This window comes from Streptomyces sp. NPDC090798 (genome assembly GCF_044768965.1).
In the GTDB taxonomy this organism is placed as follows: domain Bacteria; phylum Actinomycetota; class Actinomycetes; order Streptomycetales; family Streptomycetaceae; genus Streptomyces.
Genome location: NZ_JBIVXA010000001.1, coordinates 673,315 through 695,099 on the forward strand (window position 1 = coordinate 673,315; position 21,785 = coordinate 695,099).

20 protein-coding genes are annotated in these 21,785 nt (G+C 71.5%); 17 read left to right on the forward strand and 3 right to left on the reverse strand.

What is annotated here, in order from left to right:
- The first annotated feature begins 157 nt into the window (after positions 1-157).
- The 10 genes from hrcA (at position 158) to ACIQTP_RS03120 (ending at position 11,407) form a co-directional block, all read left to right on the forward strand.
- A complete protein-coding gene (gene hrcA / locus ACIQTP_RS03075) occupies positions 158-1,180 on the forward strand; it encodes a heat-inducible transcriptional repressor HrcA (protein ID WP_075032705.1) in 1,023 nt (340 codons plus the stop codon).
- Positions 1,181-2,317, forward strand: coding sequence for a molecular chaperone DnaJ (gene dnaJ, locus ACIQTP_RS03080; RefSeq protein ID WP_148013905.1), 1,137 nt, complete (start codon positions 1,181-1,183; stop codon positions 2,315-2,317).
- Positions 2,318-2,527: 210 nt separating this feature from the next.
- Positions 2,528-3,616 (forward strand): nitronate monooxygenase, encoded by a 1,089-nt coding sequence (locus ACIQTP_RS03085; protein ID WP_403395661.1) that lies wholly within the window; start codon positions 2,528-2,530, stop codon positions 3,614-3,616.
- Positions 3,613-4,353 carry a 16S rRNA (uracil(1498)-N(3))-methyltransferase gene (locus tag ACIQTP_RS03090; RefSeq protein ID WP_403395663.1) on the forward strand — a complete coding sequence of 247 codons (741 nt, stop codon included), beginning with the start codon at positions 3,613-3,615 and terminating at the stop codon, positions 4,351-4,353. The genes ACIQTP_RS03085 and ACIQTP_RS03090 overlap by 4 nt, the downstream gene beginning before the upstream one ends.
- A 119-nt stretch (positions 4,354-4,472) precedes the next feature.
- Positions 4,473-4,865 carry a VOC family protein gene (locus tag ACIQTP_RS03095; RefSeq protein WP_403395665.1) on the forward strand — a complete coding sequence of 131 codons (393 nt, stop codon included), beginning with the start codon at positions 4,473-4,475 and terminating at the stop codon, positions 4,863-4,865.
- A 111-nt stretch (positions 4,866-4,976) separates the two neighbouring features.
- Positions 4,977-5,558 carry a hypothetical protein gene (locus ACIQTP_RS03100; RefSeq protein WP_403395666.1) on the forward strand — a complete coding sequence of 194 codons (582 nt, stop codon included), beginning with the start codon at positions 4,977-4,979 and terminating at the stop codon, positions 5,556-5,558.
- Between the two features lie 45 nt (positions 5,559-5,603).
- On the forward strand, positions 5,604-8,873 hold the full coding sequence (locus ACIQTP_RS03105) for a S41 family peptidase (RefSeq protein WP_403395668.1): 3,270 nt from the start codon (positions 5,604-5,606) through the stop codon (positions 8,871-8,873).
- Positions 8,874-9,031: 158 nt separating this feature from the next.
- Complete coding sequence (locus ACIQTP_RS03110; protein WP_403395670.1) at positions 9,032-9,430, forward strand: histidine triad nucleotide-binding protein; 399 nt, start codon at positions 9,032-9,034, stop codon at positions 9,428-9,430.
- Between the two features lie 6 nt (positions 9,431-9,436).
- Positions 9,437-10,345, forward strand: a complete 909-nt coding sequence (locus tag ACIQTP_RS03115) for a ribonuclease Z (protein WP_403395672.1) — start codon at positions 9,437-9,439, stop codon at positions 10,343-10,345.
- Between the two features lie 69 nt (positions 10,346-10,414).
- Positions 10,415-11,407 (forward strand): adenosine deaminase, encoded by a 993-nt coding sequence (locus ACIQTP_RS03120; protein WP_402036266.1) that lies wholly within the window; start codon positions 10,415-10,417, stop codon positions 11,405-11,407.
- Positions 11,408-11,419: 12 nt separating this feature from the next.
- Here the strand turns inward: ACIQTP_RS03120 and ACIQTP_RS03125 are convergent, their stop codons facing one another.
- Positions 11,420-12,763 (reverse strand): MFS transporter, encoded by a 1,344-nt coding sequence (locus ACIQTP_RS03125; RefSeq protein ID WP_403395674.1) that lies wholly within the window; start codon positions 12,761-12,763, stop codon positions 11,420-11,422.
- A gap of 277 nt (positions 12,764-13,040) precedes the next feature.
- On the opposite strand from ACIQTP_RS03125, the gene ACIQTP_RS03130 reads away from it, so the two are divergent.
- The 5 genes from ACIQTP_RS03130 to ACIQTP_RS03150 all read left to right on the forward strand — a co-directional run bounded on the left by ACIQTP_RS03130 (position 13,041) and on the right by ACIQTP_RS03150 (position 17,637).
- On the forward strand, positions 13,041-14,150 hold the full coding sequence (locus ACIQTP_RS03130) for a carbohydrate kinase family protein (RefSeq protein ID WP_403395677.1): 1,110 nt from the start codon (positions 13,041-13,043) through the stop codon (positions 14,148-14,150).
- 183 nt (positions 14,151-14,333) lie between these two features.
- Positions 14,334-15,401, forward strand: coding sequence for a PhoH family protein (locus ACIQTP_RS03135; RefSeq protein WP_402036271.1), 1,068 nt, complete (start codon positions 14,334-14,336; stop codon positions 15,399-15,401).
- Positions 15,402-15,414: 13 nt separating this feature from the next.
- Positions 15,415-15,912 carry an rRNA maturation RNase YbeY gene (gene ybeY, locus ACIQTP_RS03140; protein ID WP_403395680.1) on the forward strand — a complete coding sequence of 166 codons (498 nt, stop codon included), beginning with the start codon at positions 15,415-15,417 and terminating at the stop codon, positions 15,910-15,912.
- Positions 15,909-17,222, forward strand: coding sequence for a hemolysin family protein (locus ACIQTP_RS03145; protein WP_403395683.1), 1,314 nt, complete (start codon positions 15,909-15,911; stop codon positions 17,220-17,222). Before ybeY ends, ACIQTP_RS03145 begins: the two co-directional genes overlap by 4 nt.
- Before the next feature lie 55 nt (positions 17,223-17,277).
- A complete protein-coding gene (locus ACIQTP_RS03150; protein WP_403396080.1) occupies positions 17,278-17,637 on the forward strand; it encodes an MmcQ/YjbR family DNA-binding protein in 360 nt (119 codons plus the stop codon).
- Here ACIQTP_RS03150 and ACIQTP_RS03155 read toward each other — a convergent pair.
- Positions 17,599-19,098, reverse strand: a complete 1,500-nt coding sequence (locus tag ACIQTP_RS03155) for an MFS transporter (protein WP_403395685.1) — start codon at positions 19,096-19,098, stop codon at positions 17,599-17,601. The genes ACIQTP_RS03150 and ACIQTP_RS03155 overlap by 39 nt on opposite strands.
- Positions 19,099-19,242: 144 nt before the next feature.
- Between ACIQTP_RS03155 and ACIQTP_RS03160 the strand changes: the two genes are divergently transcribed.
- Together ACIQTP_RS03160 and ACIQTP_RS03165 are read left to right on the forward strand one after the other, a co-directional pair.
- A complete protein-coding gene (locus ACIQTP_RS03160; protein WP_403396081.1) occupies positions 19,243-20,064 on the forward strand; it encodes a helix-turn-helix transcriptional regulator in 822 nt (273 codons plus the stop codon).
- Between the two features lie 71 nt (positions 20,065-20,135).
- On the forward strand, positions 20,136-20,489 hold the full coding sequence (locus ACIQTP_RS03165) for a cytidine deaminase (protein WP_403395688.1): 354 nt from the start codon (positions 20,136-20,138) through the stop codon (positions 20,487-20,489).
- Positions 20,490-20,741: 252 nt separating this feature from the next.
- Here the strand turns inward: ACIQTP_RS03165 and era are convergent, their stop codons facing one another.
- Positions 20,742-21,710, reverse strand: coding sequence for a GTPase Era (gene era, locus ACIQTP_RS03170; RefSeq protein WP_168508597.1), 969 nt, complete (start codon positions 21,708-21,710; stop codon positions 20,742-20,744).
- Positions 21,711-21,785 lie beyond the last annotated feature (75 nt).

The following is a 21,785-nucleotide window of genomic DNA, read 5'->3' on the forward strand; positions in this document are numbered from 1 at the left end:
CACGTCGGTGTACGTCCGTGCACCTTGCACAAGATCGCGGGGCCGCCCTTGCCGGGGCCGTACCCACCGGCCGTACACTGGGCCGGGGAATGCTGGCACTCGCACGCGCTGAGTGCCAAGCGAGGCGCCGAGGGGTCGAGAGCTGGAGGTGTGCGCGATGCTCAGTGAACGCAGGCTCGAAGTGCTGCGCGCCATCGTCCAGGACTATGTCGGCACCGACGAGCCGGTCGCGGTCGGGTCCAAGGCGCTGACCGAGCGGCACCGGCTGGGGGTCTCCCCGGCCACCGTCCGCAACGACATGGCGGCCCTGGAGGACGAGGGGTACATCGCCCAGCCGCACACCAGCGCCGGGCGGATCCCCACCGACAAGGGCTACCGGCTCTTCGTCGACAAGCTCGCCGGCGTCAAGCCGATGACCGCGCCCGAGCGGCGGGCCATTCAGAACTTCCTGGACGGCGCGGTCGACCTCGACGACGTCGTCGGGCGGACGGTGCGGCTGCTCGCGCAGCTGACCCGGCAGGTCGCCGTCGTGCAGTATCCGTCGCTGACGAGATCGACCGTGCGGCACGTGGAGCTGCTGTCCCTCGCCCCCGCCCGCGTGATGCTCGTGCTGATCACGGACACCGGGCGGGTCGAGCAGCGCATGATCGACTGCCCGGCCCCGTTCGGAGAAACGTCTCTCGCGGATCTGCGGGCCCGGCTCAACAGCAGGGTCGCGGGCCGACGCTTCGCGGACGTCCCGCAGCTCGTGCAGGACCTCCCGGACGCGTTCGAGGCGGAGGACCGAGGTACGGTCGCGACGGTGCTCTCCACCCTTCTGGAGACGCTCGTCGAGGAGACCGAGGAGCGGCTGATGATCGGCGGAACCGCCAATCTGACGCGCTTCGGACATGACTTCCCTCTCACCATCCGGCCGGTGCTCGAAGCGCTGGAGGAGCAGGTCGTGCTTCTCAAGTTGCTTGGGGAGGCCGGGGATTCGAGCATGACCGTGCGAATCGGTCACGAGAACGCGTATGAGGGACTCAACTCCACGTCCGTGGTCTCGGTCGGCTACGGTTCGGGCGGCGAGGCAGTAGCCAAACTCGGCGTGGTCGGCCCGACCCGCATGGATTACCCGGGAACGATGGGAGCGGTACGCGCAGTGGCACGGTACGTCGGACAGATCCTGGCGGAGTCGTAAGTGGCCACGGACTACTACGCCGTACTCGGCGTGCGCCGCGACGCGTCCCAGGACGAGATCAAGAAGGCCTTCCGGCGGCTCGCACGCGAGCTGCACCCGGACGTCAATCCCGATCCGAAGACGCAGGAGCGGTTCAAGGAGATCAACGCCGCGTACGAGGTGTTGTCGGACCCGCAGAAGAAGCAGGTCTACGACCTCGGCGGCGACCCGCTGTCCCAGGCGGGCGGCGGCGGTGCGGGCGGCTTCGGCGCCGGTGGGTTCGGGAACTTCTCGGACATCATGGACGCCTTCTTCGGTACGGCGTCGCAGCGCGGTCCGCGGTCGCGTACGCGGCGTGGCCAGGACGCCATGATCCGGCTCGAGATCGAGCTGGACGAGGCGGCCTTCGGCACGACGAAGGACATCCAGGTCGACACGGCCGTCGTCTGCGCCACCTGCAACGGTGAGGGCGCGGCGCCGGGTACCTCGGCCCAGACCTGTGACATGTGTCGCGGGCGGGGTGAGGTGTCCCAGGTCACGCGGTCCTTCCTCGGGCAGGTCATGACCTCCCGGCCGTGTCCGCAGTGCCAGGGCTTCGGGACCGTCGTCCCGACTCCCTGCCCCGAGTGCGCCGGTGACGGGCGGGTCCGGTCGCGTCGCACGCTGACCGTCAAGATCCCCGCCGGTGTCGACAACGGCACGCGGATCCAGCTCGCGGGCGAGGGCGAGGTCGGGCCCGGTGGCGGTCCCGCCGGTGACCTCTACGTCGAGATCCACGAGCTGCCGCACTCCACGTTCCAGCGGCGCGGTGACGACCTGCACTGCACGGTGACCATTCCGATGACCGCGGCCTCGCTCGGCACGAAGGTGCCGCTGGAGACCCTCGACGGTCTCGAGGAGGTCGACATCCGTCCGGGCACGCAGTCCGGGCAGTCGATTCCGCTGCACGGGCGGGGTGTCACGCATCTGCGGGGCGGTGGCCGCGGTGACCTCATCGTGCATGTCGAGGTGACCACGCCCACGAAGCTCGACCCCGAGCAGGAGCGGTTGCTGCGGGAGCTGGCGCAGCTGCGGGGGGAGGAGCGGCCCACCGGGCAGTTCCAGCCCGGGCAGCAGGGGCTGTTCTCCCGCCTGAAGGACGCGTTCAACGGTCGCTGACCGTCGCTGACGGGTGTCCTGGGGGCTCGCCCCCAGGCCCTGGCGGTTCTTCGGCCGCGGGTGGGTGGGGGCTGGTCGCGCCCGTGTGGCGCAGCCGCACATGGCAGGGCCCCGCGCCCCGCACGGGGCGCTCGACGGTCCGTCCCGGTGGCCTGTGCCAGGCGGAAGGCCCGATTCGGACTTGTTCGGAGGACGTGACAACATGCCGTCATGTCCACCGCACTGACCGATCTCTTCCCTCACCCGATCGTGCAGGCCCCCATGGCGGGCGGCGTCTCCGTCCCGGATCTCGCGGCCGCCGTGTCCGAGGCCGGCGGGCTCGGGTTCCTTGCCGCCGGGTACAAGACCGCCGACGGCATGTACCAGGAGATCAAGCAGTTGCGCGGGCTCACGGGCCGCCCCTTCGGGGTCAACTTGTTCATGCCGCAGCCCGAGTACGCGGACCCCGCCGCGGTCGAGGTCTACGCCCACCAGCTGGCGGGCGAGTCCTCCTGGTACGAGACCGACCTGGGTGAACCGGACAGCGGCCGTGACGACGGCTACGACGCCAAGCTCGCCGTCCTCCTCGACAACCCGGTGCCGGTGGTCTCGTTCCACTTCGGCATCCCGAGCCCCGACGTCCTGGACTCCCTGCGCCGCGCCGGCACACTCACCGTGATCACCGCGACCACGGCCGAGGAGGCCCTCGCCGTCCAGCGGGCCGGCGCCGACGCGGTCATCGCGCAAGGGGTGGAGGCGGGCGGCCACCAGGGCACCCACCGCGACAACCCGGAGACGGACGGTACGGGTATCGGACTGCTGTCGCTGATCGCGCAGGTCCGCGAGACCGTGGACATTCCGATCATCGCCGCCGGCGGCATCATGCGCGGCAGCCAGATCGCCGCGGTGCTCGCCGCGGGCGCGAACGCGGCACAGCTCGGCACCGCGTTCCTCGCCACCCCGGAGTCCGGCGCCAACGCCGTGCACAAGCAGGCGCTGACCAACCCGCTGTTCGTACGGACGGAGCTGACGCGCGCGTTCTCCGGGCGGCCGGCGCGCGGCCTGGTGAACCGCTTCATGCGCGAGCACGGCCCGTACGCGCCCGCCGCGTACCCCGAGGTCCACCACCTCACCTCCCCGCTGCGCAAGGCGGCCGCCAAGGCGGGCGACGCGCAGGGCATGGCGCTGTGGGCGGGGCAGGGGCACCGCATGGCGCGCGAGCTGCCCGCGGGGCAGCTGGTGGAGGTGCTGAGCGCGGAGCTCGAGGCGGCCAGGACAGCGTTGTCGGCCGCCGGGGAAGCGGGGGGTGAGGTCCGATGACGGCGCCGGTGTTCGTGGTCGAGCACTTCGACGCGGACGGCGCCGGACGCCATGTCCTCGACGGCTCGGAGGGGCGGCACGCCGTCTCGGTGAAGCGGCTGAACCCCGGCGAGGACGTCGTCCTCACGGACGGGGCCGGGCGCTGGGCCCAGTGCGTGGTCGTCGCCACCGAGGGCAAGGACCGTCTGATCGTCCAGATGGACGCGGTGGCCGAGGAGCCGGTGGAGGAGCCCCGTGTCACCGTCGTCCAGGCGCTTCCCAAGGGCGACCGGGGCGAGCTGGCCGTCGAGACCATGACCGAGACCGGCGTCGACGCGATCGTCCCCTGGGCCGCCTCCCGCTGCATCACCCAGTGGAAGGGCGACCGGGGCCTGAAGGCGCTCGCCAAGTGGCGGGCCACGGCCCGGGAGGCCGGCAAGCAGTCGCGCCGGGTTCGCTTCCCGGAGGTCGCGGACGCGGCAACGACCAAGCAGGTTGCCGCACTTCTCGCCAAAGCCGACTTCGCGGCCGTTCTGCACGAGAGCGGCGCCGAACCCCTGGCCACGGCCGGACTGCCCGAGCGGGGCGAGATCGTGCTCGTGATCGGCCCGGAAGGGGGCGTCTCTCCCGAGGAGCTGGCGCTCTTCGCGGAGTCGGGTGCCAAGGCGTACCGGCTCGGGCGTAGCGTGCTGCGTACCTCGACCGCCGGGACCGCGGCGACCGCGCTGCTGCTCGGGCGCACCGGCCGCTGGTCCTGAAACACGCCAACCACGCCAACCACGTCAACCACGACAGGCGCGCCGACCACGCAACGCGCGGCGGGCGCGCCAACCACGACCCGCACGCCCGCACGCCACGCACACCCACGGGGTACGCCTTGGAACTCGCCCAAGTACGGCTGCTCGTCTCGGACTTCCCGGTCTGCTACCGCTTCTACGCCGAGGTCCTCGGCCTCAAGCCCCAGTCGGGCGCGACCGAAGGACCGTACGAGAAGTTCAGTCCCACCGTCGGTGCGGCGGGCATCGCGCTCCAGGACCGCGCGATGATGGCCCGGATACTGGGTGAACTGGGCGATTCGGCGACCGGCCACCGCTCTTTGGTGGTCCTGCGCGTCGACGACCTCGACTCCTACTGCGAGGCCATCACCTCGCGCGGCGCCGTCCTGGTGCACGGCCCGGACTTCATGACGGACCGGATGCGGGTCGCCCACCTCAAGGATCCCGAGGGCAACCTGGTGGAACTTCAGGAGTGGCTCCTCCTGCGGACCTGACACAGTTTCACGCATATGCGTTCGACGGGGGCGCACGCGGGTGTGTAGTGGCCGTATGGGGTCTACCGCGACGCCCGTGACAGTGGCACTCTGCCGTCTATGGGGGCATTGATGCGTATTCGACGACTGGTGAGGCGACTGGTGACGGGCCGTCGGGGACCGATGGTCGCCGGGCTCGCCGTGGTGAGCGCCTTCGGAGTGGCCGCGTGCGAACCGGTCGGCGGGCTCAGCGCCTCCGCGGTGGCGTACACGACCGACCGGGCCGGGACCGCGGAGCTGCAGCGGCAGCACGTCGACGTGCAGTACCTGAGCTGCACCGGGTCGTACGGCGGCGGGAACAAGGCCTACACCCCGGGGCACACACCGTCGGCCTCGAGTTCCACGCCCTCCGTGGTGGAGGTGGACTGCCGGGGGCAGACCAAGGACCGGCGGGCGATCACCATCACCGGGAAGGTCACCCGTGAGGTCGAGGGCAGGTGTGTCCGCGGGGACCTGACGGCCAAGGTCGGCGGCAAGCAGTGGTTCCACGTGAACGTGCTGGGCAACTGCAATGCCCCCGGCACGCCGTCGTACACGCCCCCCACCTACAAGGCGCCCACCTACCACCGCCCGGGCCCCACCACCACCGTCACCGTGACGAAGACCATGTGGTGCAAGGGCGATCCCACCTGCTGGCCCGCCCAGGGCAAGTGATCCAAACCCCTGTCGGGCGGAGCCGTCGCTGCATAGGGTGATCGGGTGACTCAGTCTGCGTCGTCCGCGTCGTCGGTATCGCCCGCGTATCTCCGGTTTCCGCATCTGCACGGCGAGCTGGTCGCCTTCACCGCCGAGGACGACGTCTGGGTCGCCCCGCTCGACGGTGGCGGTCGCGCCTGGCGGGTCAGCGCCGACAACATGCCGGTGAACCACCCCCGCATCTCCCCGGACGGTACGACCGTCGCCTGGACGTCGACGCGCGACGGAGCGCCCGAGGTGCACGCCGCGCCCCTGGAGGGCGGACCGTCCACGCGGCTGACGTACTGGGGGAGTTCGAAGACCCAGGTGCGCGGCTGGACCCCGGACGGGCGCGTGCTCGCGCTCAGCACCCAGGGCCAGGCCAGCCTGCGCCGCAGCTGGGCCCGGGCCGTCCCGCTCGACGGCGGCCCCGCGACCACCCTCCCGTACGGGCCGGTCGGCGACGTCGTCCACGGCGATCCCGGTGTGCTGCTGCTGTCCGCTCCCATGGGACGCGAGGCCGCCTGGTGGAAGCGGTACCGGGGCGGTACGGCGGGCAAGTTGTGGATCGACCGCGAGGGCGATGGCGAGTTCGTACGGCTGCACGAGGACCTGGACGGGAACCTCGAATACCCGCTGTGGGTGGGGGAGCGCGTCGCGTTCCTGTCCGACCACGAGGGTGTCGGAGCGCTCTACTCCTCCCTCGCCGACGGATCCGATCTGCGCCGGCACACGCCGGGTGGGGGCACCTCCCGCTCGAGCGAAGCCGGGAGTGGGGGAGGCTTCTACGCCCGGCACGCGGCGACCGACGGCGCCCGGGTCGTGTACGCGTCCGCCGGTGAACTGTGGCTCCTCGACGACCTGGACGGCGCCGAGCCGCGCCGGCTCGACCTGCGCCTCGGCGGACAGCGCGTCGACCAGCAGCCGCACCCCGTGAACGCCTCCCGCTGGTTCTCGGCCGCCGCCCCCGACCACACCGGACGCGGCAGCGCGGTTTCCGTACGCGGCGCCGTCCACTGGGTCACCCACCGCTCCGGACCGGCCCGCGCGCTCGCCGCCCGGCCCGGTGTCCGCGCCCGGCTGCCCCGCGCCTTCCGGGCGGAGGGCGAGGAGTACGTGGTGTGGGTGACGGACGCGGCGGGCGACGACGCGCTGGAGTTCGCCCCGGCGACCGGTCTCGCGCCCGGGGCCACCCCGCGCCGGCTCGCCGCCGGACAGCTGGGACGGGTCCTCGGGCTCGCCATGGCACCCGACGGCAGCCGCGCCGCCGTCGCCTCGCACGACGGACGAGTGCTGCTCGTCGAGCGGGAGACCGGAGAGGTACGGGAGGTCGACCGGAGCGAGGACGGCGAGGTCGCCGGGCTCGTCTTCTCGCCGGACTCCGCCTGGCTCGCCTGGTCGCACCCCGGCCCGCGCCCGCTGCGCCAGCTCAAGCTGGCCAACACCGCCGACCTGTCGGTGACCGAGGCGACCCCGCTCCGCTTCCGCGACTACGCGCCCGCGTTCACCCTCGACGGCAAGCACCTCGCCTTCCTCTCGGCCCGCTCCTTCGACCCCGTCTACGACGAGCACGTCTTCGACCTCGCGTTCGTCGGGGGCTCCCGGCCGCATCTGATCACCCTGGCCGCGACCACCCCGTCCCCCTTCGGGCCGCAGCGCCACGGCCGCCCCTTCGAGGCACCCGACAAGGACGAGACGCCCGACAGCGAGGGCGCCCCCACCACCCGTATCGACCTCGACGGACTCGCCGACCGGATCGTCCCGTTCCCCGTCGAGGCGGCCCGCTACTCGACCCTGCGCGCCGCCAAGGACGGGCTGCTGTGGCTGCGCCACCCGGTGGTCGGAGTCCTCGGTGCCTCCCGCGCCACCCCGGACGACCCGGACCCCAAGACCGAACTGGAGCGGTACGACCTCACCCAGCAGCGCGTCGAGCATCTCGCCGCGGACGCCGAGCACTTCGCCGTCAGCGGCGACGGCAAGCGCGTCCTGCTGTGGACCGACGGCAAGCTCAAGGTCGTCCCCAGCGACCGCCGTGCCTCGAACGACGACGAGAGCGACACGAACATCACCGTCGACCTCTCCCGGGTCCGCCAGACCGTCGACCCGGCCGCCGAGTGGCGGCAGATGTACGACGAGACCGGCCGCCTCATGCGCGACAACTTCTGGCGGCCCGACCTGGGCGGGGCCGACTGGGAAGGCGTACTGGACCGCTACCGGCCGGTGCTCGAACGGGTCGCCACCCACGACGACCTCGTCGACCTGCTGTGGGAGGTGCAGGGCGAGCTCGGCACCTCGCACGCGTACGTCACCCCGCGCGGCGGCTGGGGCGGCGGCGACCGGGCGCAGGGTCTGCTCGGGGCGGACATCTCCCGCCACGAGGACGGCAGTTGGCGCATCGACCGGATCCTCCCCTCGGAGACCTCCGACCCGCACGCGCGGGCGCCGCTCGCCGCGCCCGGGGTCGCGGTGCGCGCGGGGGACGCGATCGTCGCCGTCGCCGGGCAGCCGGTGGACCCGGTGGCCGGACCCGGGCCGCTGCTCGTCGGCACCGCGGGCAAGCCGGTCGAGCTGACCGTCTCCCCGTCGGGCGGCGGCGATCCACGGCACGCCGTCGTCGTCCCGCTCGCCGACGAGGAGCCGCTGCGCTACCACGCCTGGGTGGCGGACCGGCGCGCCTACGTCCACGAGAAGTCCGGCGGACGGCTCGGCTATCTCCACGTGCCCGACATGCAGGCGCCCGGCTGGGCCCAGATCCACCGCGACCTGCGGGTCGAGGTGGCCAGACAGGGGCTGGTCGTGGACGTCCGGGAGAACCGCGGCGGCCACACCTCCCAGTTGGTCGTGGAGAAGCTCGCGCGGCGGATCGTGGGCTGGGACCTGCCGCGCGGGATGCGGCCGTACAGCTACCCGGAGGACGCGCCGCGCGGACCGGTCGTCGCCGTCGCCAACGAGTTCTCCGGCTCGGACGGTGACATCGTCAACGCGGCGATCAAGGCGCTGGGCATCGGGCCGGTCGTCGGGACACGGACGTGGGGCGGGGTCGTCGGCATCGACAGCCGGTACCGGCTCGTCGACGGCACCCTCGTCACCCAGCCCAAGTACGCGTTCTGGCTGGACGGTTACGGGTGGGGTGTGGAGAACCACGGTGTCGACCCGGACGTCGAGGTCGTCCAGGCGCCGCAGGACTACGCGGCCGGGCGCGACACGCAGCTCGACGAGGCGATCCGGATCGCGCTGGCCACGCTCGCGGAGAACCCGGCGAAGACGGCACCGACGCTGCCGGAGCTTGGTTGACGGAGGCCGGCGGGGTGCCGTCGCCCGGGGGGCACCCCGCCAACCGCTCCACGGCCGACTTCCCCGCCAACCCGCCCCGTCAGGGCGGTCGGACGGACTCCCCCATGCTGCCGATAGCATGCGGAGCGTACTGATCACACGGCGTGAGGAGCACACGCATGACGCAGGAGCCGCAGCCGGCCGAGGCGCCCCGGAGGCGACAAGATGACGGCGCGCCGCAGGACGACTGTCTGTTCTGCAAGATCGTCGCGGGGCACGTTCCCGCGAACGTCGTCCGGGAGACCGACACGACCGTCGCCTTCCGCGACATAAACCCCCAGGCGCCCACGCACATCCTGGTCATCCCCAAGGTGCACCACCCGGACGCGGCCTCCCTCGCCGCCGCCGAGCCCGCCATCGCCGCGGACGTGCTGCGCGAGGCCGGCGAGGTGGCGTCCGAGGAGAAGCTGGAGAGCTACCGCATCGTGTTCAACACGGGCGGCGGCGCGGGCCAGACCGTCTTCCACGCGCACGCCCACCTCCTGGGCGGTCGCGGCATGCAGTGGCCGCCGGGGTAACCGACCTTGTCCGTACGTGAACTGGTGGTCCTCGGCACCGCCAGCCAGGTCCCCACCCGGCACCGCAACCACAACGGCTATCTGCTGCGCTGGGACGGGCAGGGCCTGCTCTTCGACCCCGGTGAGGGCACCCAGCGGCAGATGCTGCGGGCCGGGGTCGCCGCGCACGACCTGCACCGCATCTGCGTCACCCACTTCCACGGCGACCACTCACTCGGCCTCGCCGGGGTGATCCAGCGCATCAACCTCGACCGCGTCCCGCACGAGGTGACCGCGCACTACCCGCGCTCCGGGCAGCGCTTCTTCGACCGGCTGCGGTACGCGACGGCCTACCGCGAGACCGTCGGGCTGACCGAGGCACCGGTCGAGACGGACGGGGTGCTCGCGACCACCCCCTCCTACACCCTGGAGGCCCGCAGGCTCTCCCACCCCGTGGAGTCCTTCGGCTACCGGCTGGTCGAACCGGACGGCCGGCGGATGCTGCCCGAGCTGCTCGCGGAGCACGGGATCAAGGGCCCGGACGTCGGGCGGATCCAGCGCGAGGGCGCGCTCGGCGGGGTCTCGCTCGACGACGTGAGCGAGGTGCGGCGCGGACAGCGGTTCGCGTTCGTCATGGACACGCGACTGTGCGAGGGCGTGGACGCCCTCGCCGAGGACTGCGACCTCCTGGTCATCGAGTCGACGTTCCTGGACGGGGATCACCAACTCGCCGTCGACCACGGTCACCTGACGGCCGGTCAGGCGGGCCGGGTGGCGCGGGACGCGGGCGTACGGCATCTCGTGCTCACGCACTTCAGCCAGCGGTACTCGGAGCCTGAGGGAGAGTTCGAGCGGCAGGCCCGGGACGCCGGGTTCGAAGGGGAGCTGACCGTGGCGCACGACCTGGTGCGGGTCCCGGTGCCGAAGCGGCGATGAGCCGTCGTCGTACGAGTCGATGAGGCGTCGTCGCGCGAGATCGTCGGTAGACACCCTTACGATATTTCGATGCCCCTCCCCAAAGCAGAACTGCACCTCCACATCGAAGGCACCCTCGAACCCGAGCTGGCCTTCGAGCTCGCCGCGCGCAACGGCGTCACGCTCCCGTACGCGGACACCGAGGAGCTGCGCAAGGCGTATCTCTTCGACGACCTCCAGTCGTTCCTGAACCTGTACTACGAGCTCATGGCCGTCCTGCGGACCGAGCAGGACTTCGCCGACCTCGCCGACGCCTACCTCGCACGGGCCGCCGCGCAGGGCGTACGGCACGCGGAGATCTTCTTCGACCCGCAGGCCCACATCGCCCGGGGGGTCGGCATGGGGACGGTCGTCGAGGGGCTGCACCGCGCGCTCTCCCGCAGCGAGGAGACGCACGGCGTCTCCACCCAGCTGATCATGTGCTTCCTGCGCGACGAGTCCGCCGAGTCGGCGCTCGCGACCCTGGAGGCCGCGAAGCCCTATCTCGATCGGATCGTCGGCATCGGTCTCGACTCCGCCGAGGTCGGGCACCCGCCGGTCAAGTTCCGCGAGGTCTACGAGGCCGCCGCCGCGCTCGGCCTGCGGCGCGTCGCCCACGCGGGCGAGGAGGGACCACCGGCGTACATCACCGAGGCGCTGGACGTGCTCGGCGTCGAGCGCATCGACCACGGGCTGCGCTGTATGGAGGACCCCGAGCTGGTCGAGCGGCTCGTACGGGACCGGGTGCCGCTGACGCTCTGCCCGCTGTCGAACGTACGGCTGCGCGCCGTGGACGTCCTGGAGGACCACCCGCTGCCCGCGATGCTGGACGCCGGGCTGCTGTGCACGGTCAACTCCGACGACCCCGCGTACTTCGGCGGGTACATCGGAGACACCTTCCACGCCGTGCACGAGGCGCTGGGGCTGGACCGGGAGCGGATGCGGGAACTGGCGCGCAACTCGTTCGTGGCGTCCTTCCTGGAGCATGACGAGGAGCGCAGGGCGCGCTACCTCGCCGAGGTCGAGGCGTACGAGTTCGGCTAGTCCGCGGCGGGACTACCTGCTTCCGGGCCCCGGTCCGGCCGCCGCGACCGCGGTCGCCTGCCGGGGCCCTGCCGTGTCGTACGCCGTCCGGGGCGCCGGAACGACGTCCAGCGGGATCTCTACGACCGGGATCTCTACGGCCGGGATGTCCAAGACCGGGTTGTCCAAGACCGGGTTGTCCACGATCGGGTGCTCCTGCGGGAGTGGGGTGGCGCGCCGGGTGCGCAGCGCCACGGCCGTCATCGGGGCGGTGATCAGGAGCAGCCCGAGGGCCAGGATCACACCCATCCCCGGGTAACCCATCCGCGCGGAGAGCAGACTGCCCGCCAGCGGGCCGCACGCCGTGCCGAGCGAGGAGGCGGAGCCCACGAGGACCGCCCACCGGCCGCGCCGGTCCAGGGACGCGGCGAGGCCGATGACGTAGGAGAGCACGACCGGGTAGACCGTGTTCCAGGCGATCTCGCCCGTCGCGAAGGACGTCAGGTCGGTGGCCGCCGCGCTCAGCGCGATGCATCCGGCGATCAGGGCCGTGCCCGCGCCGATGGGCAGCGCACGGCCAAGGCGCTGGCCGAGTGCGCCCGCGCCGATCACCCCGAGCAGCCCCGCGCCGAGCGCCACCGCGAAGACCGCGCCGACGGTCACCTCCGTCAACCCCGCCTGCTGCAGACCGATCCGGCCGCTGACACCCCAGAGTGAATTCTGGGCGAGGGACCAGCAGAGCATCGCGGCGGCGAGGACGAGACCGGCGCGGCGGTGGGGGAGAGGGGTGGTGGTGGCGCGAAGACTACGGGCGGCGGGGGTGTGGGAGGTCTCGGGGGTCCCGGCGGTCGGGAGGCGGCGGGTCGTGGGCAGTACGAGCAGCGCGGTGACGGCGATCGCGGCGAGGGGGTGGCCGTGGCCCGGGCCCAGGTGGGGGATCGTCAGATACAGCGCGCCGGCGAGGGCGGAGACGCCCAGCAGGCCCAGAGTGGTGATGCGGTGGGGGTCGCGCTGGCCGGCGATCCCGGTGGCGGCGACGGTGGTGATCGTGCCGGAACCGAGGCCGCCGACGATCGCGCCGAGGACGACCAGGGGGATGGTCGTCGTGAGGGCGGCGGTGCCGTAGCCGGCGGCGGCCAGGAGCAGGCCGGCGCGGGCGAGCCCGCGGGGGCCGAGGCGGTCCACGCGGGACGCGAGCAGGAAGCCCGCCGTCGCCGAACTCAGCAGCAGGGCACTGCCGATGGAACCGGCCTCGGTGGCGGAGAGGGGGAGGCCCGCGCTCAGCCGGCCGACGGTGGTCGGGAGCAGGTACGGGGCGAGGTACCCGGCCGTGAAAAGGGCGACGAGGGGCCAGGGCGTGGTGGTGCGGGCGGACACGGGCGTTCCCAGGGCATGCGAAAGAGCGGCTCGATAAGGGGGGTTGGGCGGCTGTCGACGGACAGGAACGCGCGGGCAATTTGTATCAAGCGGGTGGGGGTGCGACGTAGGCGGGGAGGTGTGATCCGGGTCATGTTCTGTTTGTGGGGAGGAGGGTGGGGTAGACGCGAGGTTTTCACCCGGCCGTTCATCGGTCCGCTCCGGCCCCGACCGGCGCCGTGTCGTGTGCCGTTTGGTGCACACTGGCCTGAATCCGCACCACGTCAGGGAGCGCACCGTGATCGAGACCAACGGAGAGCGACCGTACTGTCACGCTCACGTCGACCCGCTCGCCGGTCTGCGCACCCCTCAGGACCCGCCCTGGGACGTCTACCTCACCGGCACCGTCTTCCTCGACATCATCTTCACCGGGCTCGACACCGCCCCGGTGCGCGGGACCGAGTCCTGGGCGCGCGGGATGGGGTCGAGCCCCGGCGGCGTCGCCAACATGGCGACCGCGCTCGCCCGCCTCGGCCTCAAGACCTCCCTGGCGGCGGCCTTCGGGGACGACCACTACGGGGAGTACTGCTGGGACGCCCTGGAACAGGGCGAGGGCATCGACCTCGCCCCGTCGCGCACCGTTCGCGACTGGCACTCACCGGTCACCGTGTCGATGGCGTACGAGGGCGAACGGACGATGGTCAGCCACGGGCACGAGCCGCCGCCGGAGGAGCCGGCGCCGGAACACGCCCCCCGCGCGCGTGCCGCCGTCGCCTCGCTGACGCCCGGCACGCGCGCGCACTGGATCGCCGAGTCCGCGCGTGCGGGCACCCGGATCTTCGCGGACGTCGGCTGGGACGACACCGGGCGCTGGGACCTGGCCGGGCTCGCGGACCTGGAGCACTGCGAGGCGTTCCTGCCGAACGCGGACGAGGCGATGCGGTACACGGGGGCGGACTCCCCGCGGGCCGCCGCGCACGCGCTGACCGAGCACGTTCCGCTGGCCGTCGTCACCCTCGGTGCCGAGGGCGCGTACGCCGTGGACGGCCGTACCGGGGAGACCGCCGAGGTTCCCGCGATCGCCGTGGAGGCCCTCGACCCCACCGGTGCCGGTGACGTCTTCGTCGCCGGGTTCGTGATGGGCACCCTCGCCGACTGGCCGCTCGCCGACCGGCTCGCCTTCGCCGGGCTGACCGCCGCGCTCTCCGTCCAGGAGTTCGGCGGCTCCCTCTCGGCGCCCGGCTGGGCCGAGATCGCGGCGTGGTGGCGCCGGGTCCAGTCGGTCGACGACCAGGATCCGACGGCCTTGCGCCGGTACGCCTTCCTGGAGAGCCTGCTCCCGGAGGTGACCCGCCCGTGGCCGCTGCGGCGCGCGGTCCCCACCATCGGCTTCCGCCGGTCGGCCTGACGCGCGTCGCCCCCGCCGCCCCTACCCGTCCCGTCCCGGGGCGGGGCCCGCCCCGGGCCCCCGAACCCGCGCCGAAAAGCCCTACGGGACTGTCACCCCACCGTCGTACCCTTGGAACCGCAAGGCTGCCCCCGTGGCAAGCGTGCCGATCAAGGAGGAAAAGCAGGCCTACAGAGCCGGCCCATGACTCAGACACCCACAGCTCACAGCCCCGCTTCGGGGCAGGCACGAGCGCATTTCACCGTCCCGGCCAAGCACCCCATGGTGACCGTGCTGGGTTCCGGAGACGCGCTGCTTCGCGTGATCGAGAAGGCCTTCCCGGCGGCCGACATCCACGTCCGGGGCAATGAGATCAGTGCGGTCGGCGACGCCGGTGAAGTCGCTCTCGTCCAGCGCCTGTTCGACGAGATGATGCTGGTGCTCCGCACGGGGCAGCCGATGACGGAGGACGCAGTGGAACGCTCGATCGCCATGCTCAGGGCGAGCGAGAACGGGGAGGGCGACGGTCAGGAAACCCCTGCCGAAGTGCTCACGCAGAACATCCTGTCCTCGCGCGGCCGCACCATCCGACCCAAGACGCTCAACCAGAAGCGGTACGTCGACGCCATCGACAAGCACACCATCGTCTTCGGCATCGGCCCCGCCGGCACCGGCAAGACGTACCTCGCCATGGCGAAGGCGGTCCAGGCGCTCCAGTCCAAGCAGGTCAACCGGATCATCCTCACCCGCCCCGCGGTGGAGGCGGGCGAGCGGCTCGGCTTCCTGCCCGGCACGCTCTACGAGAAGATCGACCCCTACCTGCGGCCCCTCTACGACGCGCTGCACGACATGCTCGACCCCGATTCCATCCCGCGGCTCATGGCGGCGGGGACGATCGAGGTCGCGCCGCTCGCCTACATGCGTGGTCGCACCCTCAACGACGCCTTCATCATCCTGGACGAGGCCCAGAACACGAGCCCCGAGCAGATGAAGATGTTCCTCACCCGCCTCGGCTTCGAGTCGAAGATCGTGATCACGGGCGACGTGACGCAGGTCGACCTCCCGAACGGGACGAAGTCGGGCCTGCGCCAGGTCCAGGACATCCTGGAGGGCGTCGAGGACGTCCACTTCTCGCGGCTCACGTCCCACGATGTCGTACGGCACAAGCTGGTCGGCCGTATCGTCGACGCGTACGAGAAGTACGACAGCGAGAACGGCACCGAGAACGGCTCCCACCAGAGCCGCGGCAAAGCCGGCCACAAGGGGAAGTAGACAAGCGAGCACCATGTCGATCGACGTCAACAACGAGTCCGGAACCGAGGTCGACGAGCAGGCGATCCTCGACATCGCCCGCTACGCACTCGCGCGGATGCGCATCCACCCGCTCTCCGAGCTCTCGGTGATCGTCGTGGACGCCGACGCCATGGAACAGCTCCACATCCAGTGGATGGACCTTCCGGGGCCCACCGACGTGATGTCGTTCCCCATGGACGAGCTGCGGCCGCCGTCCAAGGACGACGACGAGCCCCCGCAGGGACTCCTCGGTGACATCGTGCTCTGCCCGGAGGTCGCCGAGCGGCAGGGCAAGGAAGCTCCCACGCAGCACTCCATGGACGAGGAACTGCACCTCCTCACCGTCCATGGAGTGCTGCACCTGCTCGGCTACGACCACGAGGAGGCGGACGAGAAGGCCGAGATGTTCGGTCTGCAGGCCGCCATCGTGGACGGCTGGCGCGCGGAGAAGGGGATGACGGGCCCCTCGCCGGCCCCGACCGATTCATGAGTCCTCAGCTCGTCATCGGCGCCATCGCCCTGGTCGTGGTCGCCTGGCTGGCCGCCTGCGCGGAGGCGGGCCTCGCGCGTGTCTCCAGCTTTCGCGCGGAGGAGGCCGTACGCTCCGGGCGGCGCGGCAGTGCCAAGCTCGCCCAGGTGGCCGCCGATCCGACCCGCTATCTGAACGTGGCCCTGCTGGTGCGCGTGGCCTGCGAGATGGCCGCCGCCGCGCTCGTCACGTACGCGTGCCTGAAGGAGTTCGACGAGACCTGGGAGGCCCTTGTCGTCGCCATCGGGGTCATGGTCCTCGTCTCGTACGTCGCCGTGGGGGTCTCGCCGCGCACCATCGGCCGCCAGCACCCGCTGAACACGGCGACGGCGGCCTCGTACGTCCTGCTGCCGCTGGCCCGGATCATGGGCCCGATCCCGCCCCTCCTCATCCTCATCGGCAACGCGCTGACGCCCGGCAAGGGCTTCAGGCGCGGTCCGTTCGCCTCCGAGGCCGAGCTGCGCGCGCTGGTCGACCTCGCCGAGAAGGAGTCCCTGATCGAGGACGAGGAGCGCCGCATGGTGCACTCCGTCTTCGAGCTGGGCGACACCCTCGTACGAGAGGTGATGGTGCCGAGGACCGACCTCGTCGTCATCGAGCGGTACAAGACCATCCGTCAGGCCCTCACCCTGGCGCTGAGGTCCGGCTTCTCGCGCATCCCCGTCACGGGGGAGAGCGAGGACGACGTCGTCGGGATCGTGTACCTGAAGGATCTGGCCCGCAAGACGCACATCAGCCGCGACGCCGAGTCCGAGCTCGTGTCCACGGCCATGCGGCCCGCGACCTTCGTGCCCGACACCAAGAACGCGGGCGACCTGCTGCGCGAGATGCAGCAGGAGCGCAACCACGTCGCCGTCGTCATCGACGAGTACGGCGGCACGGCCGGCATCGTCACCATCGAGGACATCCTCGAGGAGATCGTCGGGGAGATCACCGACGAGTACGACCGTGAGCTGCCGCCCGTGCAGGAGCTCGGTGACGACCGCTACCGGGTGACCGCCCGTCTCGACATCGGCGACCTCGGCGAGCTGTACGGCTTCGAGGCGTACGACGACGAGGACGTGGAGACGGTCGGCGGACTGCTGGCGAAGGCACTCGGGCGGGTTCCGATCGCCGGCGCCTCCTCGGCGGTCGAGCTGCCCGACGGGCGCGAGCTGCGGCTGACGGCGGAGGCTGCCGCCGGGCGTCGGAACAAGATCGTCACGGTGCTCGTCGAGCCGGTCGGTCCGGTGGAGCCGGAGCTGTCCGAGGAGGAGAAGAAGTCCGAGTGATGCCGTCGGAGAAGCAGATGTGGGCGAAGGAGACGTGGGCGAAGGAGACGTGGGAGTGAAACCGCAGCAGTTGCGTACGTTCTGTCTGTCCTTCAACGCGACCGTCGAGGACTTCCCCTTCGCCCCGGACATCTCCGTCTTCAAGGTACAGGGCAAGTTCTTCGCGCTGACACGGCTGGACGCGCGCCCGCTCACGGTCAACCTCAAGTGCGATCCGGAGGACGCGGTCCGGCTGCGCGGCGAGCACCCGGGGCTGATCGTCCCGGGCTATCACATGAACAAGCGGCACTGGAACACGGTGAGGGTCGACGGCGAGCTCCCGGACCGTCTGGTCCGGGAGCTCGTCGAGGACTCGTACGATCTCGTCGTCGCCGGTCTACCGAAGGCCGAGCGCCTCCGCCTCGACCGGGCGTGAGCGGTCGCGGCCCAGTCCGGTCGCGACCAGCACCGCCGCCGCCAGGACGATCGCCGCGTCCAGGGCGAGGACCGTGTGGACACCGGCCAGCAGGTCGCTCGACGTCGTCGCCAGGACACCCAGCAGCGGGATGCCGACCGTGATGCCGACCTGCTGGGTGGAGGTCACCAGGCCCGTGGCCAGCCCCTGCTCCTCGTCGGGAACGCCCGAGGTCACGGTCAGGCCGTACGAGATGATCGCGCCCAGGTGGCACATGCTGGCCAGCGAGACCGCGGCGGTGGCGAGCCAGACCGACCAGGTGTGGGCGTTCAGCAGCACCAGCCCCGCCACGAACAGGCCCTGACCGGCGAGCGAGCCGACCAGCGTACGGCGGGCGCCGAAGCGGCCGATGACCTTCGGCGCGTACACCCCGCCGACCGCCGACATGACGCCCTGGACCCCGAAGACCAGCCCCGTCTCGAACGCGGACAGACCGAGCGTCTCCTGCAGGTACAGCGTCAGCACGAAGACGACCGTCGACATCATCGAGAAGGTGACCAGACCGCCCAGGTTGCCCCACGCCACCGTGCGACGGCGCAGCATGGGGAGGCTGACGAGCGGGGCGTGGGCGCGGGACTCGACGAACACGAAGGCGGCGAGCAGGAGCACACCCGCGGCGAGGCTCACGATGACGTCGGTGCCGCCGAAACCGCGCTCGGCGGCCGTCGACAGGGCGTAGATCAGGGCCAGCAGGCCGCCGGTGACGGTGATCGCGCCGGGGATGTCCAGGCGCGGGCGGTCGGGGATGGGGGTACCTCCCATGCCCTTGAGGCTATGGGGGAGGGACTCGGGCAGCAGGCCCGGGGCCAGCGGCAGCACGATCAGCGCGAAGACCGACAGCAGGCCCATCGTCGAGCGCCAGCTCAGTACGTCGGTCAGGACGCCGCCGGCCACCATGCCGACCGTGAAGCCGAGGGAGAGGAGCGTGCCGGAGATGCCGAGCGCACGGTCGCGCGCCGGGCCCTCGGGGAACGTCGTCGTCAGCAGCGACATGCCCGTCGGCACGATCGCCGCCGCGGCGAGGCCCTGCAACGCCCGGCCCGTCAGGAACGACGCCGGGTCCCAGGCGAAGGTCGCCAGCAGCGAGGCCGTACCGAAGAGGGCGAGGCCGGTCAGGAAGAGCCTGCGGCGGCCGTACAGGTCACCGATGCGGCCGAAGAGGAGCAGGAAGCCGCCGGACGGCAGGGCGAAGGCGGTCACCGCCCACTGCAGCGCGGACTGGCTCATGCCCAGGTCCTTGCCGAGCAAGGGCAGCGCCACGTTCAGTACGGAGAAGTCGAGCGCGACCATGAACTGAGCGGCGCACAGCACGAAGAGGACGAGTTTGTCGCGGGTCGACAGCCGGGTGCCGAGCGGGGAGTGGACAGTCGGGGAGTGGACAGCTGGGGAAGCGGATGTGGTTTCGGTGGTGTCGATCGCCATGGCAAGAGCGTGCGGCCGTCGGAATATCCGTGGGGAGCGGGAACTTATGCTGGTGGTCGCACCACCAGTCACCAACAGGGGGATTCACACGTGACGGAGGACGTGCTCAGGACCCAACGACGGCGTGAGCTGCGGGACTTCCTGATGAGCCGCCGGGCGAGGGTGTCACCGGCCCAGGCCGGTCTGCCGGACGGCGGGGCCCGCCGCCGCACGCCCGGGCTGCGCCGCGAGGAGGTCGCCGTGCTCGCGGGCGTCGGCGCGTCCTGGTACCAGTGGCTGGAGCAGGGGCGGGACATCTCCGTCTCGCCCCAGGTACTCGACGCGGTCGCCCGCGTCCTGCGGCTCAGCAACGCCGAACGACGCCATCTGTACCTGCTCGCCGGGCTGAACCCGCCCGCGCCGGAGGTCGCGCCCGAGGTCCGGGACATGTGTGACGGGCTGCGGCGGCTGATCGACACGTGGATGCCGTATCCGGCGCACATCATGGACTCCTACTACAACTGCGTCATGTACAACGACGCCGCCGGGATGGTCCTCGGTATGCGGCCCGACAACACGCAGAACTGTGTCGTCGACTTCTTCACCGACCCGCTGTACCGGGGGCAGTCCCGGACCTGGGAGAAGAACGCGCGCACGGTCGTCGCCCAGTTCCGCGCGTCGTGCGCGGCGGCGCCGGACGACGAGGGGTACCAGGAGGTACTGGACCAACTCCGGGCCGCCTCACCGGAGTTCGCGGCGCTGTGGGAGGAGCGGGACATCGAGGACGCCGGGCAGATCCGCAAGGAGCTCGACCACCCGCTCGTCGGGCTGCTCGCCGTCGAGTCCACCGCGATGAAGGTGCCGGCGCGGCCCGACCTCACGATCGTGCTGCACACGCCGCTGCCGGAGGCGAACACGGCGGCGAAGCTGGAGTGGCTGGCCTCGCCCGAGGGCCGACGGGGCTCGATGTATCCGGTGGCCGGTTAGGGCCTGTGTCGCTGGGCGGGTGTGGGTAGGGGTGTGCGTGGCGCCTCTCGATCCCTTCGTATGCTCTGAACATGACCGACAGCAGCGCGCTTGACCCCGAGGACCGCAAGATCGTCACCCTGGCCCGTTCCGCGCGGGCGCGCAACGGGGTGCCGGAGGGGGCGGCCGTACGTGATGAGACGGGCCGTACGTATGTCGCGGGGACGGTGGATCTGGCCTCGCTGCGGTTGAGCGCGTTGCGTACCGCGGTGGCGATGGCGGTGGCGTCCGGGGCGAAGTCTCTTGAGGCGGCGGCGGTGGTGTCCGAGGCGGGGGAGGTGTCTTCGGAGGACCGGGCGGCGGTTCGGGACCTCGGCGGGCCGGCGACGCCGGTGCTGCTGGCGGGCCCCGACGGCACCGTCCACCTGACGACGCCGGCCGGCTGACCCCGTTTTCCTCGCCCCCGCCGCCCCTACCCGTCCCATCCTCAACCTGGGGGCTCCGCCCCCAGACCCCCGGCCGGGTTCGTTCGGCTGCGGGCCGGTGGGGGCTGATCGCGCAGTTCCCCGCGCCCCTGGGCGGGGACTCCGCCCCCAAACCCCGGCGAAGCCCCGCCCCCAGGGGCGCGGGGAACTGCGCGCGCAGCCCCCGCTCATCCGCAGACAAGCGAATGCGGGCGGGGGCTCGGGGCGTAGCCCTCAGAAGCCGAGTTTGCGGAGTTGGCGCGGGTCCCGTTGCCAGTCCTTCGCGACCTTCACATGGAGGTCGAGGAAGACCGGCGTACCCAGCAGCGCCTCGATCTGCTTGCGGGACTTGATGCCGACCTCCTTCAGCCGCTTGCCCTTGGGGCCGATGATGATGCCCTTCTGGCTCGGGCGCTCGATGTAGACGAAGGCGTGGATGTCGAGGAGGGGCTTGTCGGCGGGGCGGTCCTCGCGGGGGAGCATCTCCTCGACGACGACGGCGATGGAGTGGGGGAGCTCGTCGCGCACACCCTCCAGCGCCGCCTCGCGGATGAGCTCCGCGATCATGACCTGCTCGGGCTCGTCGGTGAGGTCACCCTCCGGGTAGAGGGCCGGGCCCTCGGGAAGGAGCGGGACGATCAGGTCGGCCAGCAGGTCCACCTGCTTGTCGCCGACCGCCGACACCGGCACGATCTCCGCCCACTCGAACCCCAGCTCCCGCCCGAGCTGATCGATCGCGATGAGCTGCTCGGCGAGCGTCTTGCTGTCGACGAGGTCGGTCTTCGTGACGATCGCGATCTTCGGCGTCTTCTTGATGGACGCCAGTTCCTTCGCGATGAAACGGTCACCCGGCCCGAGCTTCTCGTTCGCGGGGAGGCAGAAGCCGATGACGTCGACCTCGGCCCACGTCGTGCGCACGATGTCGTTCAGGCGCTCGCCCAGCAGCGTGCGCGGCTTGTGCAGACCGGGGGTGTCGACCAGGATCAGCTGGGCGTCCGGGCGGTGCACGATGCCCCGTACCGTGTGCCGCGTGGTCTGCGGCTGGTTCGCGGTGATCGCCACCTTCTGGCCGACCAGAGCATTCGTGAGGGTGGACTTGCCCGCGTTGGGGCGGCCCACGAAGCAGGCGAAGCCGGCGCGGTGGGGAGCCCCCGACGAATCGGACGGCTCGGATGACTGGGTACGAACGCTCATGGCGCCCATTGTCCCTGATCCACAGGCCCGCGCCGTACGCCATATGCCTTTGACCGCTCCCGCGCCGCCCTGTGAGGTTTCGGA

Coding starts and splice junctions, on each gene's coding strand:
- hrcA (WP_075032705.1), top strand. CDS start 158: ATGCTCAGTGAACGCAGGCTCGAAGTGCTGCGCGCCATCGTCCAGGAC.
- ACIQTP_RS03085 (WP_403395661.1), top strand. CDS start 2,528: ATGTCCACCGCACTGACCGATCTCTTCCCTCACCCGATCGTGCAGGCC.
- ACIQTP_RS03090 (WP_403395663.1), top strand. CDS start 3,613: ATGACGGCGCCGGTGTTCGTGGTCGAGCACTTCGACGCGGACGGCGCC.
- ACIQTP_RS03100 (WP_403395666.1), top strand. CDS start 4,977: ATGCGTATTCGACGACTGGTGAGGCGACTGGTGACGGGCCGTCGGGGA.
- ACIQTP_RS03110 (WP_403395670.1), top strand. CDS start 9,032: ATGACGCAGGAGCCGCAGCCGGCCGAGGCGCCCCGGAGGCGACAAGAT.
- ACIQTP_RS03120 (WP_402036266.1), top strand. CDS start 10,415: ATGCCCCTCCCCAAAGCAGAACTGCACCTCCACATCGAAGGCACCCTC.
- ACIQTP_RS03135 (WP_402036271.1), top strand. CDS start 14,334: ATGACTCAGACACCCACAGCTCACAGCCCCGCTTCGGGGCAGGCACGA.
- ybeY (WP_403395680.1), top strand. CDS start 15,415: ATGTCGATCGACGTCAACAACGAGTCCGGAACCGAGGTCGACGAGCAG.
- ACIQTP_RS03145 (WP_403395683.1), top strand. CDS start 15,909: ATGAGTCCTCAGCTCGTCATCGGCGCCATCGCCCTGGTCGTGGTCGCC.
- ACIQTP_RS03155 (WP_403395685.1), bottom strand. CDS start 19,098: ATGGCGATCGACACCACCGAAACCACATCCGCTTCCCCAGCTGTCCAC.
- ACIQTP_RS03160 (WP_403396081.1), top strand. CDS start 19,243: ATGAGCCGCCGGGCGAGGGTGTCACCGGCCCAGGCCGGTCTGCCGGAC.
- ACIQTP_RS03165 (WP_403395688.1), top strand. CDS start 20,136: ATGACCGACAGCAGCGCGCTTGACCCCGAGGACCGCAAGATCGTCACC.
- era (WP_168508597.1), bottom strand. CDS start 21,710: ATGGGCGCCATGAGCGTTCGTACCCAGTCATCCGAGCCGTCCGATTCG.